Source organism: Nonomuraea maritima (assembly GCF_900100395.1).
Lineage (GTDB): Bacteria > Actinomycetota > Actinomycetes > Streptosporangiales > Streptosporangiaceae > Nonomuraea > Nonomuraea maritima.
Genome location: NZ_FNFB01000010.1, coordinates 204681 through 222286, shown reverse-complemented (window position 1 = coordinate 222286; position 17606 = coordinate 204681). Strand labels below are relative to the sequence as shown.

Below are 17606 nucleotides of genomic sequence, written 5' to 3'. Positions count from 1 at the left end.
CCGGTGGCGCGGTCGCGCAGCCAGGCAACTGTCTCAGGATGATCATGCCAACCCTCCGCAATGGCACTGCCAGCTGTACGGCGAACGATCCAGTGCTTGTCGCGCACGGCGTGGTCACGAAGCCAGGGAAGAGTCTCGGGGTGATCAGACCAGCCCTCGGCAACGGACTCAAGGGCTGCGCTACGGACTAGCCAGTATCTGTCCTGGGCGGCATGGTCCCGAAGCCAAGAGAGCGTCTCGGGATGATCGCTCCAGCCATCGGCAATAAGTCGAGCTAGATCACTGCGGACGAAATCGCCCATTTCACTGGCAGCGCGGTCGCGCAGCCAGGAAAGCGTCTCAGGATGATCGCTCCAGCCCTCAGCGACGGCCTCTACGGCTCTGCCGCGGACGTACACGTCTCTGTCAGCAACGGCACGGTCGTGCAGCCAGGCAAGTTTTTCAGGATGATCAGGCCAGCCCTCGACAACAGCGTCAAGGGCAGTTCTGCGGACATACACGTCCCTGTCAGCAACGGCACGGTCGCGCAGCCATGCAAGTGTTTCAGGGTGATCCGGCCAGCCCTCAGCGACGGCCTCTACAGCTATAAGTCTTATGACCTTGTCTGCACTTGTGGTTGCGTGCTCTTTGAGAGAGTCCAGGGTAGGTGCAGTAAGGGTCAGTCGGAGGCGAGCTGCGGTGTACTTAATGGATTGGAATACCGCGACGGGCCTCCCTACTGCAAGACGCCATCGTTCGTGCTGGGAGTTATCGAGCCACACACTCTCATGGTTAAAAGGCGGCAGCGCCTCGGTGATTGCTTTGGTGAGGGTTAGATCGTACTCCTGTTCTCTGGCAGCGGCGGTTCTAGTCAGCTCGACGAGGAGTTGGGTGATGGTGGGTGCGAGTGATCTGAGTGTCTGTCGCCGGCGGATCTCGTTTATGGCGCTGAGGGCGAGGAGTTGAGGCATAGGGATTTGCCTATCCAGCCTCCCATAAGGGCCTGTAGCGGCGAGTTGGGAGATAGCTTTTGCGGCAAACGATTCAGGAATCATGCCGGTGAGGAGAAGGAGAACCTCTCGCCAGGCCGGGTCGGCAGCGTGGGTGTCGTAGAGGACGAAAAGCTCTTGATCGGTGAGCTCTCTTCCGGTGAGCCGCTGGCTAATGTCCTCGGCGGCTAGATATTCCAGAAAAGCGCGATGGACAAATCCATAGAGCCCTGCGCCGAAGTTGGACAAGATAAAGTTACGGTGCTGGAACTGGCGAAGCATTGCGCGCGCGGTGTGAACGGCGCGGTCTTTGGGCAGTCCAAATTCTTCAGTGAGATAGCTTTCGAAAGCGTCAGTAAGGTCTCGTGCGGGAAGATGATTGCCGGCGAGGCCGGCAGGTCCGTCTTGCATACGCCGGGCAATGCCGTGGAGCATGCGAAGCTTGTCGGCAGCGTTTAGCTGAGGTAGTGCGGTGTCGTGCGCGCGCAGGTGCTTGTTGACGTCCCAGTGCTCTATCAGAACGGTGACTGCATGCTGATAGACGGCACGACGATCGTGGGGAAGTTCTCGGCGGCGGCCGATGATGGCCAGGATGGTAAGGAGCATGGGATTACCAGCTATCTCGCCGACGGCCAGCGAAGCGCCTATCGCTTCCAATAATCGGTTCCGCATTCGTGCCGCAGTCGCAGGATCTTCAGGGCAACTACGCTGATACCAGGTGGTGATAAATGCGTCGATCTGGGGTGAGTCGAAGTCTTGGAGCATGAACGTGGTGAAGCCGGCCGCATCAAGTGTTGCGCGGTCATAGCCGATGACGCGCGAGGTGACGATAGTGCGCGCGTTCGGGTAGCGGGCAGCGAACCCCTCGATCTGCCCAGCTACGTCGGCTCTGATTTGAGGGTCGAAGATTTCGTCCAAACCATCGAAGATGACTAGAGCGTGTCCACCGTCTTGCAGGTACCGTTCCAGGCGATTTTTGGAGAGTCCGAGGTGGTGGCTGGACCGCATCTCGTCAATCAGGTCCAGGAATGTCTTGCCCCGCCAGGCCGGGTCGGCATAAGTACGTAGTTCCACCAGCAGTGGGAGCCGTCCCACCCACTCCGCTGGTACCTCAGTGGCAAGGGCCTCAGAGCCAGCTTGCTGTAGTTCAGTGACAGCCAAAGCCATCATCACGAAACGAGCTAAAGTCGATTTACCCGCGCCAGGGTCGCCGAGTACGACAGTCCGGCTCGTCCGGCCCAGCGCCTCTAAAACCGGCCGTGCCGGACGCTCTTGATATGTGCGGCGGGCCTCTTCCAATCGGGCGAGGTCGATGCTGTCTGGCAGTCCGGACAACTGCTCGTCCGCCACCAATCGGCGCAGCACTTCACGAGGCAAGTTCAGCAACTCCACCGGTGGCGGATCCTCCCGCACAGACTGCTGAAAATACACCTCATTCAGCAGCATCACCGGATGCTCACCTTGCTCGGTAAGCGGAGTAAGAATTTCCAGATCCACTCGCCGGTATCGGGTACTAACCCGCTCTAAGTACTCTTTCCGTTCCGACCCCAGCCCATCACCATCAGCGCTTTCGATGGAAACGCCTTCCGAGCCTCCATAAACGGTAATTTGCGTAAGCTTCAGATCTCCGGCGACGGTGTTGCCCGTCGCCTGCTGGCCAAGTTCGGTCTGCTGGATAACCCGCTTGCGGAATGGCCACCATCGGCGCCTTTCCCGTGGCTCATCCATGTTGGTCCTGATCGAGGTCACCGGTGACCTGGTTATTGGACGCCTCCTGGACCGTGCGCCCATTTGCCTGCTGACGGAGCGACCCACCAACCGTGTTACCGTCTGCCGTCTGCCGCGCGCCTGTCGCCGCCGTTCCCGCTACAGGAAGCCACCACTGCACAACGGTACCGACAGCCAGGAGCACGCCACCTGAGACCCACCAGGTGACAGCGTCGTGATCGGTGAAAAACCCCGTTGCCACATTCACTAATGCAGCGACCAGGACAGTGCCGACGGCACCTGCCACCCGCTGCATGACGTGACTCATCGCTGCCCCCCTACCTGAACAGAACGAACTCCCGAGTCAGAAAACTCATATCACAATAAGAGCCGGCACTTAGAAGAAATCAGCGCACTGACCGAGCCCTCGATATGACACGAGTGCCGAAGGCCCGCGCAACCCCGCGCAACCTAGTGCCTGTGCGTGCGGATGGCGGAGAGCTAGCCACAGAGAGTGTCCCTGCTGTCCCCATTGTCTCTAGACGTGCTTTGATCAGCCCAAACAGGCGCAACTCTGGGAGCCACGCCGCACAGCCGAGCGTCCCTGCTGTCTCTGAGACTGCGCGGAACGCCAGCTCTGCGTCCTATGGCTGATTTGGCGATGGACCACGCAATGCTTGTCGCGGGGACGGCGTACGACGCCCTCGTCACTGGTAGGTGAGATGCTTGCCGCCGCGGACCTACTTCGCACGCGTCCTGAGTGTGCTATGCGCGGAACACCAGCTGTAACACTTTGGGGGATGTTCCCAGTGTTGCAGCAAGCTTGCCGCCGACGTTGGCAACGCGACCGGGGCATGTAGGGGAGCTAGGGCGCGCTCACCTTGGCCCGCCGTCTGGGTGACGTAGTGAGTGACAACGAGGAAGTTCGATCATAGACGTTGGCGGACGCTGACGCACGGTTAAGGCAGGTCGCTGTCCTCGGTTGAGGAGGACGAGAAGATGCTTGATTTTGCTCGTAATGAAGGGGTCTCGGGTTCGAATCCCGAAGGCGGCTCGCAGTTCAAAAGGCCCTTCCGGGTGATCCGGAAGGGCCTTTTGCGTGGCCGTACGGCAACCGCCTCCAACGATCGAGGCTTTCGTTGACCGGCGCTCTGGCCGGGAACTATCTTCGGGCTCGTCAGCCTGGGGGCGGGCAAGGTTCCCTTCGCCGGGCAGCCAAGGAGTTCCGAGGAAACTGAATTGCGTCGGGGGTCATGGCTCATGTTGGCTCTGCAACATGTCTGAACGGCGGACCGATCGCCTGTTCCTCCGTCGATGGCGGGAGTCCGACTTCGGACCGTGGGCGGCGATGAATGCCGACCCTGAGGTCCGGAAGTACTTGGGCGACCTGCTTACCCGCGAACAGAGCGATTCCGTCGTGTCGCAGTTCCAGAGCGAGTTCGACCAGCGTGGCTACGGATGGTGGGCGGTTGAACTGCTTGCCACCGGCGAGTTCATCGGCTTCGCGGGCCTGGACCAGGTGGATGACGGCATGCCGTTCACGGGGGTGGAGATCGGTTGGCGGCTCGCCCGCTCAGCCTGGGGCCACGGTTACGCTACCGAGGCGGCTCTGGCCAGTTTGACCTTCGGCTTTGAGACTCTCGAACTCCCGGAAATCCTTGCGGTGACAACCGCCACCAACCTCCGGTCCCAAGCGGTGATGCGCCGAATCGGCATGACCTGGGATCCAGGCGACGACTTCGACGACCCCACAGTGCCCGAAGGGCCACTGCGTCGGAACGTGCTGTACCGGATCGCTCGTGATGCGAGGACCTGACGTTGTGCGGTGACCAGAATCGATCGCCGGGTTAGCCGCTGCGCTCGAAGATTCTGCCGACTGCTTGGGTGGGGTTCGAATCCCAGGCCTGATGCCGTTCAGCAACGTCGACCCGCTGTAAACCGTCGGCTACATCTTCATGCACCCGGACCCTTCCCCAGGGTTGTCGTACGCCGCGGCTACAGTCCGGTCGTGGATGACGATCTTAAGAACGGCCTCATCTGGTGGTCCACACACCGCGCCACCGCTGGACTGATCGTGCGTGACGGCGTCGTGGTCGAGTCTGCCCCGTACGTCCGGCGATGGGCACAGGGACGCGACGCCCGCGAGATCTACCGTAAAGGGGAGCAACAGAAAGGCGTAGCTCTCGCCTGGGTGCCGGCGACGGAGACTGAGCAAGCATGAGCCCGCTCTTGCTGACGGAGGTGCCAACGGCAGGCGGTGTGGCAGCCGGTCGAGCGGCCTTCGTCGTGATGACCGTCCCCCTCCGTGCTCCCGGTGGTTCGCCGGGCCATGTCCAGCCGTCGCTGAGAGTAATAGTGCGAGTATTCTCTGTAGCTATGTGGGGGCTGCTACCGGATACACGAGGTGAAGGCTTTGGCCGAGTGCGTGCGGGGTGAGCGCTCCCGCAGCGTCGCGGAGGCGCGGTGTGCGTAGCGATGCGCGGCTCCGGCTCCTGACTCGATGAGCACCGGCGTCCCCGCAGGTGGAGCACCCGGCCTGCGTGGGCGGAAGGCCGCAGACCCCCGCCGGTGGAAGGCGCTGACCGTCTGCCTGATCGCCGGCTTCGTCACGTGGCTGGACATCAGCATCGTCAACGTGGCGCTGCCCTCCATCCGCATCGCGCTGGACGCGCCGCCGAGCGACCTGCAGTGGGTGGTATCCGGATACGCGTTCGCCTTCGGGCTGGTGCTGATACCCGCCGGACGGTTCGGCGACACGCATGGCCGGCGGAACGTGTTCGTGTTCGGCGTGGCCCTGTTCACCATGGCCAGCGCCGCCGCCGGATCGGCCCCCGAATCGAACTGGCTGATCGTGGCACGGGTGGTCCAAGGGGCAGCCGCGGGAGTCGTCGCTCCGCAGGTCACCGGTCTGATCCAGCAGCTCTTCCACGGGGTGGAGCGGGGCCGGGCATTCGGATTTCTGGGCGCCACGATCAGCATCTCCACCGCGGTCGGCCCGCTGCTCGGCGGCCTCCTCATCCAGTTCAGCGGTGGACGGGAGGGGTGGCGCCATGTCCTGCACGTCAGCATACCGATCAGCATCGTCGTCATGATCTTGGCCTACCTGTACATCCCTGGGCGGGTAGGTGAGAAGGGGCAACGGCAGAGCAAGGACCCGGTGGGAGTGCTCCTGCTGGCCGCGGGCGTCCTGCTCCTGCTCCTGCCACTTGTGCAGGGGCGTGACTGGCCGGCACAGCGGACGTGGCTCATGGTGCTGGCCGCAGCGGTCGTACTCGCCGGCCTGGTGAGCTGGGAGCGCTGGTACGGCCGGCGCCACAACCCGATCATTGATCTTTCCCTGTTTCGCAGGGCGTCCTACGCCCTCGGCACGTTGCTCGCCACGCTCTACTTCGGCGGATTCACCGCGATCTTCTACATCGTCACCCAGTACCTGCAGGAGAGCATGCACTATTCCGCGCTGCAGGCGGGTTTGGTCAGTGCGGCATTCGCGCTGGGATCAGCGATGAGCGCCGCCCTCGGGGGCCGGGTCGTCGTCCGGTTCGGCCGCCCGCTGGTCGTGTTCGGGCTGGTACTGGTCACGGTTGGGCTGTCCGCCACGGAACCCACCGTACGTCTGTTGTCCGGCCAGGACACGGCCGTGGCGATCTCGGCGGCGTTGTTCGTCGCAGGGCTGGGCAATGGCCTGATCGTCTCGCCGAACCAGACGTTGACCTTGTCGGCGGTTCCTGTCGCCGAGGCCGGCGCCGCCGGCGGCATGCTGCAGACGGGACAGCGGATCGGTGCGTCCATCGGTATGGCGGCAGTGGGCTCGGCTCATGGGATCTATGCGGCAGCGTTCCAGCACGCACTCCTGGTCAACATCCTGTTCGTGCTGGCCGCGCTGGCCGCCGCGATCATCGACGTGTTCGTCGAGCGCCGCGCCGGCAGGCAGCCCGGATAAGGGTCCGGGCTGTGCGGCCGAGGAGGGTAATTGCTGGGCGAATCATCTACCGGACAGGGTGGTACGGCCTCTGGCGCTGGGACATGTCGTAAATACGGCATTTGAGCCTCGGCCGCGTCGCTCGCCAGGCCGCAACATACATCCGCGAATGATCGCCCGACCATGGACAAGTGATGGACATCATGATCGAGAAGGCGCAGCCGATCGCGTTGCTGCTCGCCCGCGTCGCCCTGGGCATAATTTTCATCGCGCACGGGTGGGAGAAGTTCGCGATGTCCGGAATCGACAGCACCACGGAGTTCTTCGAGTCGGTGGGTGTGCCACTTGCCCGGGCGACAGCCGTGGGGACCGCGACTCTCGAGCTGGTAGGAGGGGTGGCCCTGGTGCTCGGGTTGCTGCTGCCGGTGGTCGGCACGCTGCTGACCCTCGACATGGTGGGGGCGATCGTCTTCGTGCACGGCAGCAAGGGTCTGTTCATCGACAAAGACGGTTACGAGCTGGTCCTGGGCCTCGCGGCGGCCAGCCTCGCCATCGCCTTCAGCGGCGGAGGCGCCCTCGCTGCCGACAGCCTGTGGCAGGGTCACAGGGCGGACTTCGTTCACGGCCGGAGGTGACGACACTTCCGCCGTGATCTCGTGACCCTCTTTGGCTCGCCTCTGGCCGGGGGTCGCTCCGGGGCGATCGCCGTCAGACGATCTATCGCTGGTGGCCCTCCAAGGGCGCGGTCCTCTTCGACGCCTTCCTCATGCTCAGTGAGCAACCGGACGGCGGAGGGAGTGCCCTGCCCGACACCGGTGATCTGGAGGCGGAGCTGAAGACGGTCCTGCGGGCCACGATCACGGAGCTGAACGATCCGCGCTACGACGAGCCGATGCGCGCCCTGAACACGGAGATCACGCATGATCCGGCACTTGCCGCTCTCTACGCGGAACGCCTGGACAGGCCGATGAGGGAGCTGAAGAAGCAGCGGCTGCGCAGCGCTCAGCGGGCCGGGCAGCTTGCTGAGGACGTGGATCTCGACGTAGCCGTCGACAGGATGACCGAGTGGCGATCGGCTGACGGTCGGGTTGGGTGGTGCGCGAAGCCAGGCTCTGCAGGGCGCGTCAATCCATCCAGGTGACGCGAACGATCAGCGCCAGGTGCAGGTGCTCGGCGACGATGAAATTGAGGAAGCCACGGCCCCCGTACAGATCGAGTGTCCGGAGGCCTCCGCCGTGCAATGGGCCTCTGCCGGCCCGGGCGGCGTCCCTTCCGAGGGTTGCGAGTTGGTCGGCCAGCCGCTGGACCTCAAGGGTGACGGTCGAGGGAACCCGGCGATGACGTGTTCGGCGTCAGGGTTGTACTCCCAAGTCCAGGCGTCACTCACCGGCGGCCTCTTGGTGTGCGGCTGTCGTGATCTTGTTGATCTCGGCCAAGGCTGCATTCAGCTTGGCTCTGTCGGTGGTGGTGGCGACTTCCGTCTCCACGGCGTGCAGACGGGCCGCTCCGGCGGGGTAGCGCTGGATCGCCACGAATTCCGCCCATTGGCGCAGGAAGTTCTGCAAGGGTGCCACTGTGCTCTGCCGGGCGGCCTGCTCGGCTGCCTGGTCGAGGTGGTCGACGAACTGGTTGAGGTACGCGGGAGCGATCTGGGCGACTGCCGCCCTGAGCGCAGCGGTGGTCATGGGCGGCTGGGGGATCAGTGCCTCGCCGTTTTCGTGCGGGGTGGACATCGTCGACCTCCAAGCTGTACGCCTGCACGCGACCGCTGCAAGTGACCCTCGCAGCCTGAAAGCGCAGGTCAAAGCCCTCGCTATGGGTTGCTGGCGTGTTCAGGTCACGGGAGGCGGGTGCCGAGTTGCCTCGTCGTCAGAACAGACCGCTGTCGGGTGAGGAGCTCGAGGCTTGGGTGGAGCAGCGTGTCCGCCTTTGTTCCGCCTCTGGCGGGGTGCTGTGGGACAGTGGGCGCGTGGAGGCGGTTGATCAAAAGAGGTCGTGGTTCGACGTCCTGACCGTGGTGCAGCGGGTGGCTGTGGTCGCGGTTTCCGTGGTGGGGCTTGTGGGTGGGACGGCGTTGTTGCTGATGAACCCTCCGCAAGATCTGGCCGCGTTCCTCCTGATCTTGGTTTATGCCGTCTCGGCGGTGGGTGTTCTGGGGAGTGTCCCCTGGGTTCGAGTGCGCCTGGGGAGTGGGGCTCAGCTCTGGCTGGGGTTGGCGCTGACCTTCAAGTCCCTGTCCGGTGAGCTCACGACCCCTGCGTTTCAGGTCGGGGGACTGATCGTCGGGGTCGGACTGTTGGTCCACCTTCTTGTGCTTGCGGTGATCAGGGACAGGAGCTTGAGGCAGGGGCGTCCTGGCGTCGCGGCGTGATCGAGGAAAGAGGCTTGCCTGATCTGTAGGTAGTTCTTCTGGTGTACGAACAGTTGCAGCGGAAGGGCGAACGATGATCGAGCAGGCCAACGCTCCCGAGGGGTACACCACCGTCGCGCCCTGGGTGGTCACCGACGACACGGGAGCTTTTCTCGACTTCGTCGCGCAGGCGTTCGGTGGCGAAGAGCTCGGGCGGGTTCCGACCGAGGACGGCTTGATCGGTCATGGTGAGATCCGGGTCGGCGACACGGTGGTGTTGGCCTTCGACAGGCACGGGGACTGGCCTTACATGCCGAGCCTCCTGCGCGTCTTCGTCGCCGACGCCGACCAGACGTTCTCCCGAGCTGTCGCGGCAGGCGGCCAGGTCGTGACCCCGTTGATGGACGATGCCTTCGGGCAGCGCGGCGGACGTGTCAAGGACCCCTTCGGCAACATCTGGTGGGTGGTCAGCAGGGTGGAAACGGTCGCCGAGGACGAGATGTGGAGGCGACTGCAGCGTCCGGTGTACGCCGAGGCCATGCGGGTCGCTCAAGAGACCCTCGATGCCGAACTCAGCAGCCGACGCGTGGGGCGCAGCAGTGCGCCCGTCAGGACCACCGGCTGACTGACGCCCGCGCGGGGGTGATCGAGCCCGCCGACACCAGTACGGTCAGGGCGTGTCGAGTTGTTCCTTCGGGTACGGCGGGGGTGCAGCTCTGGCTGGGGTTGGCGCTGACTCGTCAGCCTTGGGCTGTGCGACGTTGGAGCAGGTGGAGGCCGGCTGTCACGAGGGTCCAGCCGAGGCGCGACTGCCAGGCGTCGTCGGCTGGGCCGGGGTTGAGGTCGCGTACGGTGGCGTGCAGCCTGCGGTTGGTGGCGGCGCGTAGTTCTCGGGCGGCGCGGCGGCGGTCGGCGGCGATACGCAGCTCGTCGGCTCTCAGGCTGGCGTGACGCAGGTGCAGTTCCGTGTTCATCGTTCCTCCTCGGTGGAATCGCTTGCAACGGGATGCTCACCTTTGAAGACGCGTACTATCGCGTATGAACACGATATGTCGCATCCCCCGCCACGGTCAAGATATGTCGCGTTATGGGTGCTGAAGGTGCGGGGGTGGAATGTGACGGAAAGGCCGCTGCGGCGCGGGCCCCGTCATGCTGCGGCCTCCGCCCGGGAGACCTCCGTCATGGCGCAGGCGAAGCCCGCGCCATGACGGAGCCGACGTGCTAGCGGAGTGCGGTCAGGGCGCGTTCGAGTTGTTCCTTCGGGTACGGCGTTGTCCTGCTGGTGCCGTACACGTCCCAGTAGAAGTGGTTCATGGCGACTGCCGCGGGGGCGTATCGGCGGATCGTCGTGGCGGCGGGCTCCGGGGCGCCCGCGGGCTCGGCGCCGTTCGCGACGGCGCTGATGTACGCGTCGAGCTCCGTCGGGATGCCGGTCGGTGGCGTCTTCACCCCGCAGACGCGCACGACGAGCCAGTTGACCACGCGCATCAGGGCGTAGCCGAGGTCGTGGGTGCGGTGTTCGGCGAGGAAGGCGCGCTCCTGCGCGGACAGGTCGAAGCGGGACGAGGTGGCCAGGCCGAAGTCGGCGATGTAGACGCGGTCACCGTCGGTGAGGAGGTTGGCGTAGTGGCCGTCGAAGTGCATCAGCCCCTGGCTGTTCATGAAGGCCACGTCCCTGAGCAGGCACGACTCGACCATGGCGCTCGCCGCCAGCGCCGCGTCCTGCCCGGCGGCGTGCTGGGAGGCGAGCCAGTTGTCGAGGCGGTGCGGGATGAACTCCTGGAACAGCACGATCGAGGACGAGGCGCCGGCGAGGGCGTGGAGACGGTCGCGTACCGCAGGAGAGCCCTTCCAGTACCGTACGACCGCCTCGACGTCGGCGTGCTCGTCGGTGGGCGCCGGCGCTCCGGGGAGCACCCGCCAGTGGTAGAGCAGCGGGAAGGCCGCGCTGCGGCCGGTGAGGACCCAGTTGGTCGCCATGACGTTGGCCGCGAGCTCCCGCCACGCGCCGAACCCCGGCCCGGCGTGCTCGACGATCCCGTACTGGCAGTACGGGGGCACGTCGAACAGGTTGGCGGTGGACATCACGTTGCCCGGACGGAGTTCCAGGTCGGTCAGCGGGACGCGCTTGGCGAAGACCGGCACGCCGTCGACGTCCAGGAGCACGGAGGTGCCGCCGACCCCCGAGCCCAGGGGCCTTGCCTGTTCCAGGGCCTCGCTCAACTGCCGGTCGCTGTGCAGGGCGAGCGCGCTCGAGACGTCGCCGTACCTGGTGACGCGCTTGTCCAGCCGGGTGTCGCGCAAGAAATGGCCCCCTTAGAGATCAATCGACGCTACACCCGCCGAGCCGGACTAAAGGTTGAAACCCCCCGAGACCTCGATGTTCTGGGCGGTGACCCAGCGGCTGTCGTCGGAGACCAGTGCGGCGATCATCGCGCCGACGTCGTCCGGTTCGCCGACCCTGCCGAGCGCGGTCCGCTCCGCGAGGGGCGCGATGAGCTCGGGGTGCCTGCTGAAGGCGTCGCCGCCGAGCCGGGTACGGGTCGGCCCCGGTGACACGGAGTTGACGCGGATGCCCCGCGTGCTGAACTCCTTGGCCATGTACCGGGTCAGCACGTCCAGACCGCCCTTCATGGCCGCGTAGACGGAGTAGCCGGGCACCAGGCCCGCCGTCGCCGTCGCGCTGCTGCTCGTGTTGACGATGGCTCCGCCGTCCGCCATCAGCGGGAGCAGCGTCCGGGTGAGGAAGAACGGTCCCTTGAGCAGGACGCGCGTGAGCCTGTCGAACGTCTCCTCGGTCGTGTCCTCGATCAACGACATCTCGGAGGACCCGGCGTTGTTCACGAGGCAGTCGAAGGTGTCGCGCTGCCAGTCGCGCAGCACGCCCGCGACCGTGTCGCGGAAGGCCGGGAACGAGCCGGAATCGCCGAGGTCGAGCGGCAGTGCGACGGCCTGGCCGCCGTCCTTCTCGATGGTGGCAGCCGTGTCCAGGCCGCCTTGCGCGTTCTTGCCGTACGTCAGGATGACCCCGGTTCCGCGCCGGGCGATCTCGACGGCGGCGCTCTGTCCGATGCCGGAGCTGGCACCGGTGACGATGGCGATTTTCATGATGTTCTCCTACGGGTGTTATGCGGACAGGGTTCGGGCGAGCCAGTCGGTACGCGTACGGCGGGCCGTGGCGGAGATTTGTGCCTTCGGGCACAGGGCGTCGAAGCCGTGGCAGCCGCCCGCCCAGACGTGCAGTTCGGCCTGGCCGCCCGCCGCCCAGATGCGGGTGGCGTAGTCGGTGTCCTCGTCGCGGAAGACCTCGGCGCTTCCGGTGTCGACGTACGTGGTCGGCAGCCCGGACAGGTCGTCCGCCAGCGCGGGGGACACGTACGGGGGCACGTCGGCGTCGGCGAGGTCGCCGAGTACGGAGCGCCACGCGAACGCGTTCGTCTCGCGGGTCCACACGCCGGGCTCGCCGGCGTACTGGCGGCTGGAGGTGCTGGTGTTGCGGTGGTCGAGCATCGGGCAGAGCAGCATCTGCGCGGCGATAGAAGGCGCGCCGCGGTCGCGGGCCAGCAGGGTGACGCCGGCGGCGAGCCCACCGCCGGCGCTCATGCCGGCGACCACGATCCTGGCGGGATCGATGCCGAGTTCGGTGGCATGCTCGGCGACCCAGAGCAGCCCCTGGTAGCAGTCATCGACCAGGGTGGTGCCGGTGGCCTCGGGTGCGAGCCGGTAGTCCACGGTGACCACGACCGCGCCGAAGCGGTCGAGCCACTCCAGGGGGATGTCGATCTGGGAGAAGCGGTCGCCCATCACCATGCCGCCGCCGTGCATCCAGTAGACGCACGGTGCGGCGCCGGTGGCGTTCGCGGGGCTGAAGACCGACAGCGGGATGGGGGTGCCGTCGGTGGCGGGCACGGTGACGTCCCTGCGGTGCGCGGGCGAGTCGACGGGCGGCGAGGGGAACTGGCGCACTTGCGCGAGCAGTTCCGGGGTGAGTTCCGACATGAGCGGCATGTCGGCCAGCAGGTCGCGGAGTTCGGGGTCCAGGGCGGGGCGCACGGGGGTCATGGGGACGGCCTTTCGTCAGATGGGGGCAGAAAAGGCAACAGAGTGAGCCAGGAGGCTGGGGGTAGGCGGCGGGATTAGAAGGTGGCTTTGCCGCGTACCGGGACGAGGTCTGAGTAGTCGGACTCCTTGGCGAGCAGGTCGCCGATCCGGGCGACGATCGCCTGGGCGGCCTCGCCGGTGAACTGCCGGTGGTGGTCCTCCTCGCTGGTCCAGCCCTCGATGACGTGGACGACGTCGGAGTCGGTTGCGGACCGCGAGACCAGGTAGACGACGCAGTGCTCGCTCGCGGCGGGGCTGCCCTCGTCGAGGCCGGTCAGCAGGAGGTCGACCAGCTGGTCGCCCAGCCCGGGCTTGGCGGTCATGGTTGCGCTGAAGCCGTACATCGTGGATTCCTTCTTCCTGTGGAGTGACTCCATTCAAGCGCTCTGACCTGCGGAAACGTTAGAACTATCCTCGCGCGTATTTGCACGATCCTCTCGCCGGTGAGAGTCAGGGCCGGAAAACGTGCTGCAATGGCGGGTATGCGACTCGACGAGCTCCGTGCCCTGCTCGACCGGCACGCCCGGCCCGACTGGACCACCGCCATCGACGGCGTCCACATCTCGAAGATCGACCGTTCTGAGCCGCCGGAGCTGTCGATGACCGGCATGGTCCTGGCGGTCATCGCGCAGGGCACCAAGCGCCTCGCGCTGGGCGACCGGATCTACGAGTACGGCGCCGGGCAGTACCTGGTCGCGTCGGTCGACCTGCCGGTCACCGGGCAGTTCCTCCAGGCGAACCCTGAGCATCCGGCGCTGGGCGTCGGTCTCACGCTGGAACCGTCCGTCGTCGCCGAGCTGCTGCTCCAGGCGGGGCCAGGGGACCTTCCTCGCGACGGCGGCGGCGCGGCGTCGGGGATCGTCGTCAGCGACACCCCCGCCGAGCTGATCGACGCGGTGATCCGGCTGGTACGCCTGCTCGACGAGCCGCGCGACCGCGCCGTGCTCGCTCCGCTGGTCAAGCGCGAGATCCTGTGGCGCGTGATCACGGGTGAGCAGGGTGCGACGGTCCGCCAGCTCGGCCTCGCCGACAGCAGTCTGAGCCACGTCTCCCGCGCCGTCCGCTGGATCCGCGAGCACTACGCGCAGCCCTTCAAGGTCGAGGACGTCGCGAAGCTGTCCGGTATGAGCGTCTCGGCGTTCTACCGCAACTTCCACGCGGTGACGGCGATGAGCCCCATCCAGTTCCAGAAGCAGATCCGGCTGCAGGAGGCCCGGCTGCTGCTCGCGACCCACCCGGGCGACGTCACCGGCGTCAGCCACCGCGTCGGCTACGACAACCTGTCGCAGTTCAGCCGCGAATACCGCCGCCAGTTCGGCCTGCCCCCCAGCCAGGACGCCACCCGCCTACGCCACACCCCCGCGAGCCTCGTCCCCTGAGGCTGCGGCGGAGTGGGTACGCGCCGCGGCAGTTCTGGAGGCGGCAGAGCGAGTGGCGCGCATTGTGTCCGGGTTCGGCACAATTGCCATGGTGAACGTCGGATTGCTGGGGCCGTTCGAGGCCCGGGACCGTGACGGGGCCGTGGTGGAGGTCCCTGGGGTCCGGTTGCGCGCGCTGCTCGCCGCCCTCGCCCTCGAACCAGGACGTATCGTCACGCGTACGAGGCTGGTCGACTGGATCTGGGGGGCGCGGCCGCCCGCCGACGAGGTCAACGCCCTGCAGGCGTTGGTGTCCAGGCTGCGCAGGGTGCTGCCGGACGGCGTGATCGAGGCCGACTCCGGCGGTTACCGGCTGGCCGTGAAAGCCGACGCCGTGGACGTGTGCCGCTTCGAGCAGCTGGTCGGTCAGGCCCGCGCCGCCGAGCCCGCCGCGCGGGCCGACCTGCTGCGTACGGCCCTGGCGCTGTGGCGCGGTACGCCCATGGCGGACATCGCGCTGCGCGACAGCGACGCGTTCGACGCCGTGGTCGCACGGCTGGAGGAGCTCCACGTCACCGCGCTCGGCGACCGGGTGGAGGCGGACATCCGCCTCGGCCGCGGCTCGGAACTGGTCGCCGAGCTGACCGAGCTGGCCGCCGCGTACCCGCTGCGGGAGGGGTTCGTGGCGGCGTTGATGCGAGCGCTCGCCGAGGCGGGACGCGGCGCGGAGGCGCTGACCGTGTACCAGCGGACGCGCGAACGGCTCGCCGACGAACTGGGCGCCGACCCGTCGGCCGAGCTGTCCGCGCTGCACACCGCGCTGCTCCGCGGCGAACTGGGCGAACGGGCGGACGACCGCAGGACGAACCTGCGCGCCGGGCTGACGAGTTTCGTCGGCAAGGACGACGACGTCTCGGAGGTCGCCGACCTGGCCATGAAGCACCGGCTGGTCACCCTGACGGGCGCGGGCGGCTCCGGCAAGACCCGCCTCGCCACGGAGACCGCGCGGACGATGCTCGCCGAGCTCCCGGACGGGGCCTGGCTGGTCGAACTCGCCACGGTAGGAGCGGGCGGTGAGTTGGCGCAGGCGGCCCTGTCCGCGCTCGGGCTGCGCGACCAGGCGGTGCTCGGCGGCGCGCGCGGCGGGGAACCGATGGATCGGCTCGTCACCGCACTGCGCGAACGCGCGCTCCTGCTGGTCCTGGACAACTGCGAGCACGTGATCGAAGCGGCCGCGGTCTTCGCCGACCGGCTGCTGGGGGAGTGCAGGAGGCTACGCATCCTCGCGACGAGCCGCGAACCGCTCGGCATCACCGGCGAGGTGCTGTGGCAGGTGGAGCCGCTCGCGCCGGCGCAGGCGGTGCGGCTGCTGCGGGACCGCGCCGAGCTCGTACGCAAGGACCTTGGCAACGACCCGGACACCACAGCGGCCATGGCCCGGATCTGCCGGGCGCTCGACGGGATGCCGCTGGCGATCGAGCTGGCCGCGGCGCGGCTGCGCAGCATGTCCGTCGAGCAGCTGGCGCGCCGGCTCGACGACCGGTTCCGGCTGCTGACCGGCGGCAGCCGTACGGTGCTGCCCCGGCACAAGACGCTGCGCGCGGTCGTCGACTGGAGCTGGGACCTGCTGACCGACGCCGAACGCGGCGTGCTGCGGCGGCTGTCGGTGTTCTCCGGCGGGGCGAGCCTGGAGGCTGCCGAGCGGGTGTGCGGGGACGACGACATCGCGGGGGAGCAGGTCTTCGACGTGCTGACCGCGTTGATCGACAAGTCGCTGCTGCTCGCCGACGGTCCGCGCTACCGGCTGCTCAACACGATCAGGGAGTACGCGGCGTACCGGCTCGACGAGGCGGGGGAGTCGGAGCGGACGCGCCGGGCGCACCTCGCGTACGTCACCGAGCTGGCCGAGCAGGCCGAGCCGCACCTGCGCCGGGCCGAGCAGCTGGAGTGGCTGTCCACGCTCCAGGCCGAGCACGACAACATCGGTACGGCCCTGCGCGGCGCGATCGCCGAGGGCTGGGCCGAGGAGGCGATGCGGCTGGTCGCGGCCGTCGGCTGGTACTGGTTCCTCACCGGGCACAGGGCCGAGGGCACCGAGCTGAGCATCGCCGCCGCGCTGATGGCGGGCGACGTGCCCGACGAGCTGCGCGCGATGGCGTACACCATCGTGACGGTGTTCGTCACGTCCGGACCCGGCCGCGACCAGTTCCAGGCGCAGGAGTGGATCCGCGGCGCGCACCGGTACGCCCGGCGCGGCGGGTACCGCCATCCCATGATCGGGTTCGTCGAGCCGCTGGAACGGATGCTGCGGGAGCCGACCGACTTCCTGTCGGCGTTCGAGCCGCTCATCGCCGACGACGACCCGTGGGTGCGCGCCCAGGCGACGCTCTCCCGTGGCCGGCTGCGGCTCACCATCGGCGGCGACGAGACGGACGTGGACGCCGACATCGAGAACGCCCTCGCGGAGTTCCGCACGCTGGGCGACCGGTGGGGGGTCTCGCTGGCGCTCACCTTCCTGGGCGATCGTCTCGCCGCGCGCGGCGAGTTCGCCCGCGCGTGCGAGCAGTGCGAGGACGCGGCCACAGCGCTGACCGAGGTCGGTTCCACCGAGGACGTGGTCGGCCTACGGGCGCGGCAGGCCCAGCTGTACTGGCTGGCCGGTGACGCGCGGTCGAGCGAGGCGGCCATGGCCGAGGCACGGCGGTGCGCGGGCGGGATGACCTGGCCGGAGACGCGCGCCGACCTGGCGCTGCACGAGGCCCAGCTGGCACGCTGGCGTGGCGAGCCCGACCGGGCGCACCAGCTCCTCGACACCGTGCGGGAACCCGGCGCCGCCTTCCGCGCCAGGGCGGAGAACCTGTACGCGTACCTCACCGACGACCTGGACAAGGCGCGCGCGCATCGCAGCGAGGCGCTGAGCGCGGCGGTGGAGCTCATGTATCCGCCGCTGATCGCCGAGGTGCTGGTCGGGGTCGCGGACCTCGCGCTGCGCCGGGGACAGCACGAGCAGGCCGCGCGCCTGCTCGCGGCGAGCGACGCCGTACGCGGCACCCGGGACCGTTCGCAGCCGGATGCCTCCCGGATCGCCGCGGCCGCCCGGGCCCACCTCGGCGAACCCGAGTTCGCGGCGGCCATCCGTACCGGCCAGGAGCAGGACTGGCGCGACCTGGCCGAGACGACTCTCGCCTCGTGACCGCCCTGAC

The 17606-nt window shown here is 67.3% G+C and carries 16 protein-coding genes; 9 read left to right on the top strand and 7 right to left on the bottom strand.

Annotation, left to right across the window (positions count from 1 at the left end; all coding sequences use genetic code 11):
* Window positions 1-2717: NACHT domain-containing protein (locus tag BLR04_RS18980; protein ID WP_176903170.1), on the bottom strand; the 2717-nt coding region annotated here is incomplete at its 3' end.
* Between the two features lie 1234 nt (window positions 2718-3951).
* Between BLR04_RS18980 and BLR04_RS18975 the strand changes: the two genes are divergently transcribed.
* The 5 genes from BLR04_RS18975 (at window position 3952) to BLR04_RS18960 (ending at window position 7735) form a co-directional block, all read left to right on the top strand.
* Window positions 3952-4491 (top strand): GNAT family N-acetyltransferase, encoded by a 540-nt coding sequence (locus BLR04_RS18975; RefSeq protein ID WP_090766666.1) that lies wholly within the window; start codon window positions 3952-3954, stop codon window positions 4489-4491.
* 192 nt (window positions 4492-4683) lie between these two features.
* Window positions 4684-4896, top strand: a complete 213-nt coding sequence (locus BLR04_RS39780; RefSeq protein ID WP_143022101.1) for a hypothetical protein — start codon at window positions 4684-4686, stop codon at window positions 4894-4896.
* 279 nt (window positions 4897-5175) lie between these two features.
* The gene (locus BLR04_RS18970; RefSeq protein ID WP_090766662.1) at window positions 5176-6615 is read left to right on the top strand and encodes an MFS transporter; all 1440 of its coding nucleotides are present in this window, start codon (window positions 5176-5178) and stop codon (window positions 6613-6615) included.
* 173 nt (window positions 6616-6788) lie between these two features.
* Window positions 6789-7229 (top strand): DoxX family protein, encoded by a 441-nt coding sequence (locus tag BLR04_RS18965; protein ID WP_176903169.1) that lies wholly within the window; start codon window positions 6789-6791, stop codon window positions 7227-7229.
* Between the two features lie 131 nt (window positions 7230-7360).
* Window positions 7361-7735 carry a TetR-like C-terminal domain-containing protein gene (locus BLR04_RS18960; RefSeq protein WP_090766659.1) on the top strand — a complete coding sequence of 125 codons (375 nt, stop codon included), beginning with the start codon at window positions 7361-7363 and terminating at the stop codon, window positions 7733-7735.
* A gap of 238 nt (window positions 7736-7973) precedes the next feature.
* On the opposite strand, the gene BLR04_RS18950 is transcribed toward BLR04_RS18960, so the two are convergent.
* Entirely contained in the window at window positions 7974-8327 is a 354-nt protein-coding gene (locus BLR04_RS18950) for a DUF6247 family protein (RefSeq protein WP_090766656.1), read from the bottom strand.
* Window positions 8328-8503: 176 nt separating this feature from the next.
* Between BLR04_RS18950 and BLR04_RS18945 the strand changes: the two genes are divergently transcribed.
* Window positions 8504-8965: a hypothetical protein gene (locus tag BLR04_RS18945; protein ID WP_090766655.1), complete on the top strand. Its 462-nt coding sequence runs from the start codon at window positions 8504-8506 to the stop codon at window positions 8963-8965.
* 73 nt (window positions 8966-9038) lie between these two features.
* A complete protein-coding gene (locus BLR04_RS18940; RefSeq protein WP_090766652.1) occupies window positions 9039-9569 on the top strand; it encodes a VOC family protein in 531 nt (176 codons plus the stop codon).
* 115 nt (window positions 9570-9684) lie between these two features.
* Here BLR04_RS18940 and BLR04_RS40740 read toward each other — a convergent pair whose 3' ends face one another.
* The 5 genes from BLR04_RS40740 to BLR04_RS18915 form a co-directional block, all read right to left on the bottom strand.
* Window positions 9685-9918 (bottom strand): hypothetical protein, encoded by a 234-nt coding sequence (locus tag BLR04_RS40740; protein ID WP_090766649.1) that lies wholly within the window; start codon window positions 9916-9918, stop codon window positions 9685-9687.
* Between the two features lie 247 nt (window positions 9919-10165).
* Window positions 10166-11248: a serine/threonine protein phosphatase gene (locus BLR04_RS18930; protein WP_176903168.1), complete on the bottom strand. Its 1083-nt coding sequence runs from the start codon at window positions 11246-11248 to the stop codon at window positions 10166-10168.
* A gap of 48 nt (window positions 11249-11296) precedes the next feature.
* Complete coding sequence (locus tag BLR04_RS18925; protein WP_090766646.1) at window positions 11297-12052, bottom strand: SDR family NAD(P)-dependent oxidoreductase; 756 nt, start codon at window positions 12050-12052, stop codon at window positions 11297-11299.
* An 18-nt stretch (window positions 12053-12070) separates the two neighbouring features.
* Complete coding sequence (locus BLR04_RS18920) at window positions 12071-13006, bottom strand: alpha/beta hydrolase (RefSeq protein WP_090766644.1); 936 nt, start codon at window positions 13004-13006, stop codon at window positions 12071-12073.
* A 74-nt stretch (window positions 13007-13080) separates the two neighbouring features.
* The gene (locus BLR04_RS18915; RefSeq protein ID WP_090766743.1) at window positions 13081-13389 is read right to left on the bottom strand and encodes a putative quinol monooxygenase; all 309 of its coding nucleotides are present in this window, start codon (window positions 13387-13389) and stop codon (window positions 13081-13083) included.
* Window positions 13390-13527: 138 nt separating this feature from the next.
* On the opposite strand from BLR04_RS18915, the gene BLR04_RS18910 reads away from it, so the two are divergent.
* Complete coding sequence (locus BLR04_RS18910) at window positions 13528-14424, top strand: AraC family transcriptional regulator (protein WP_090766641.1); 897 nt, start codon at window positions 13528-13530, stop codon at window positions 14422-14424.
* Between the two features lie 91 nt (window positions 14425-14515).
* On the top strand, window positions 14516-17596 hold the full coding sequence (locus tag BLR04_RS18905; protein ID WP_090766740.1) for an AfsR/SARP family transcriptional regulator: 3081 nt from the start codon (window positions 14516-14518) through the stop codon (window positions 17594-17596).
* The last annotated feature ends 10 nt before the right edge of the window (window positions 17597-17606 follow it).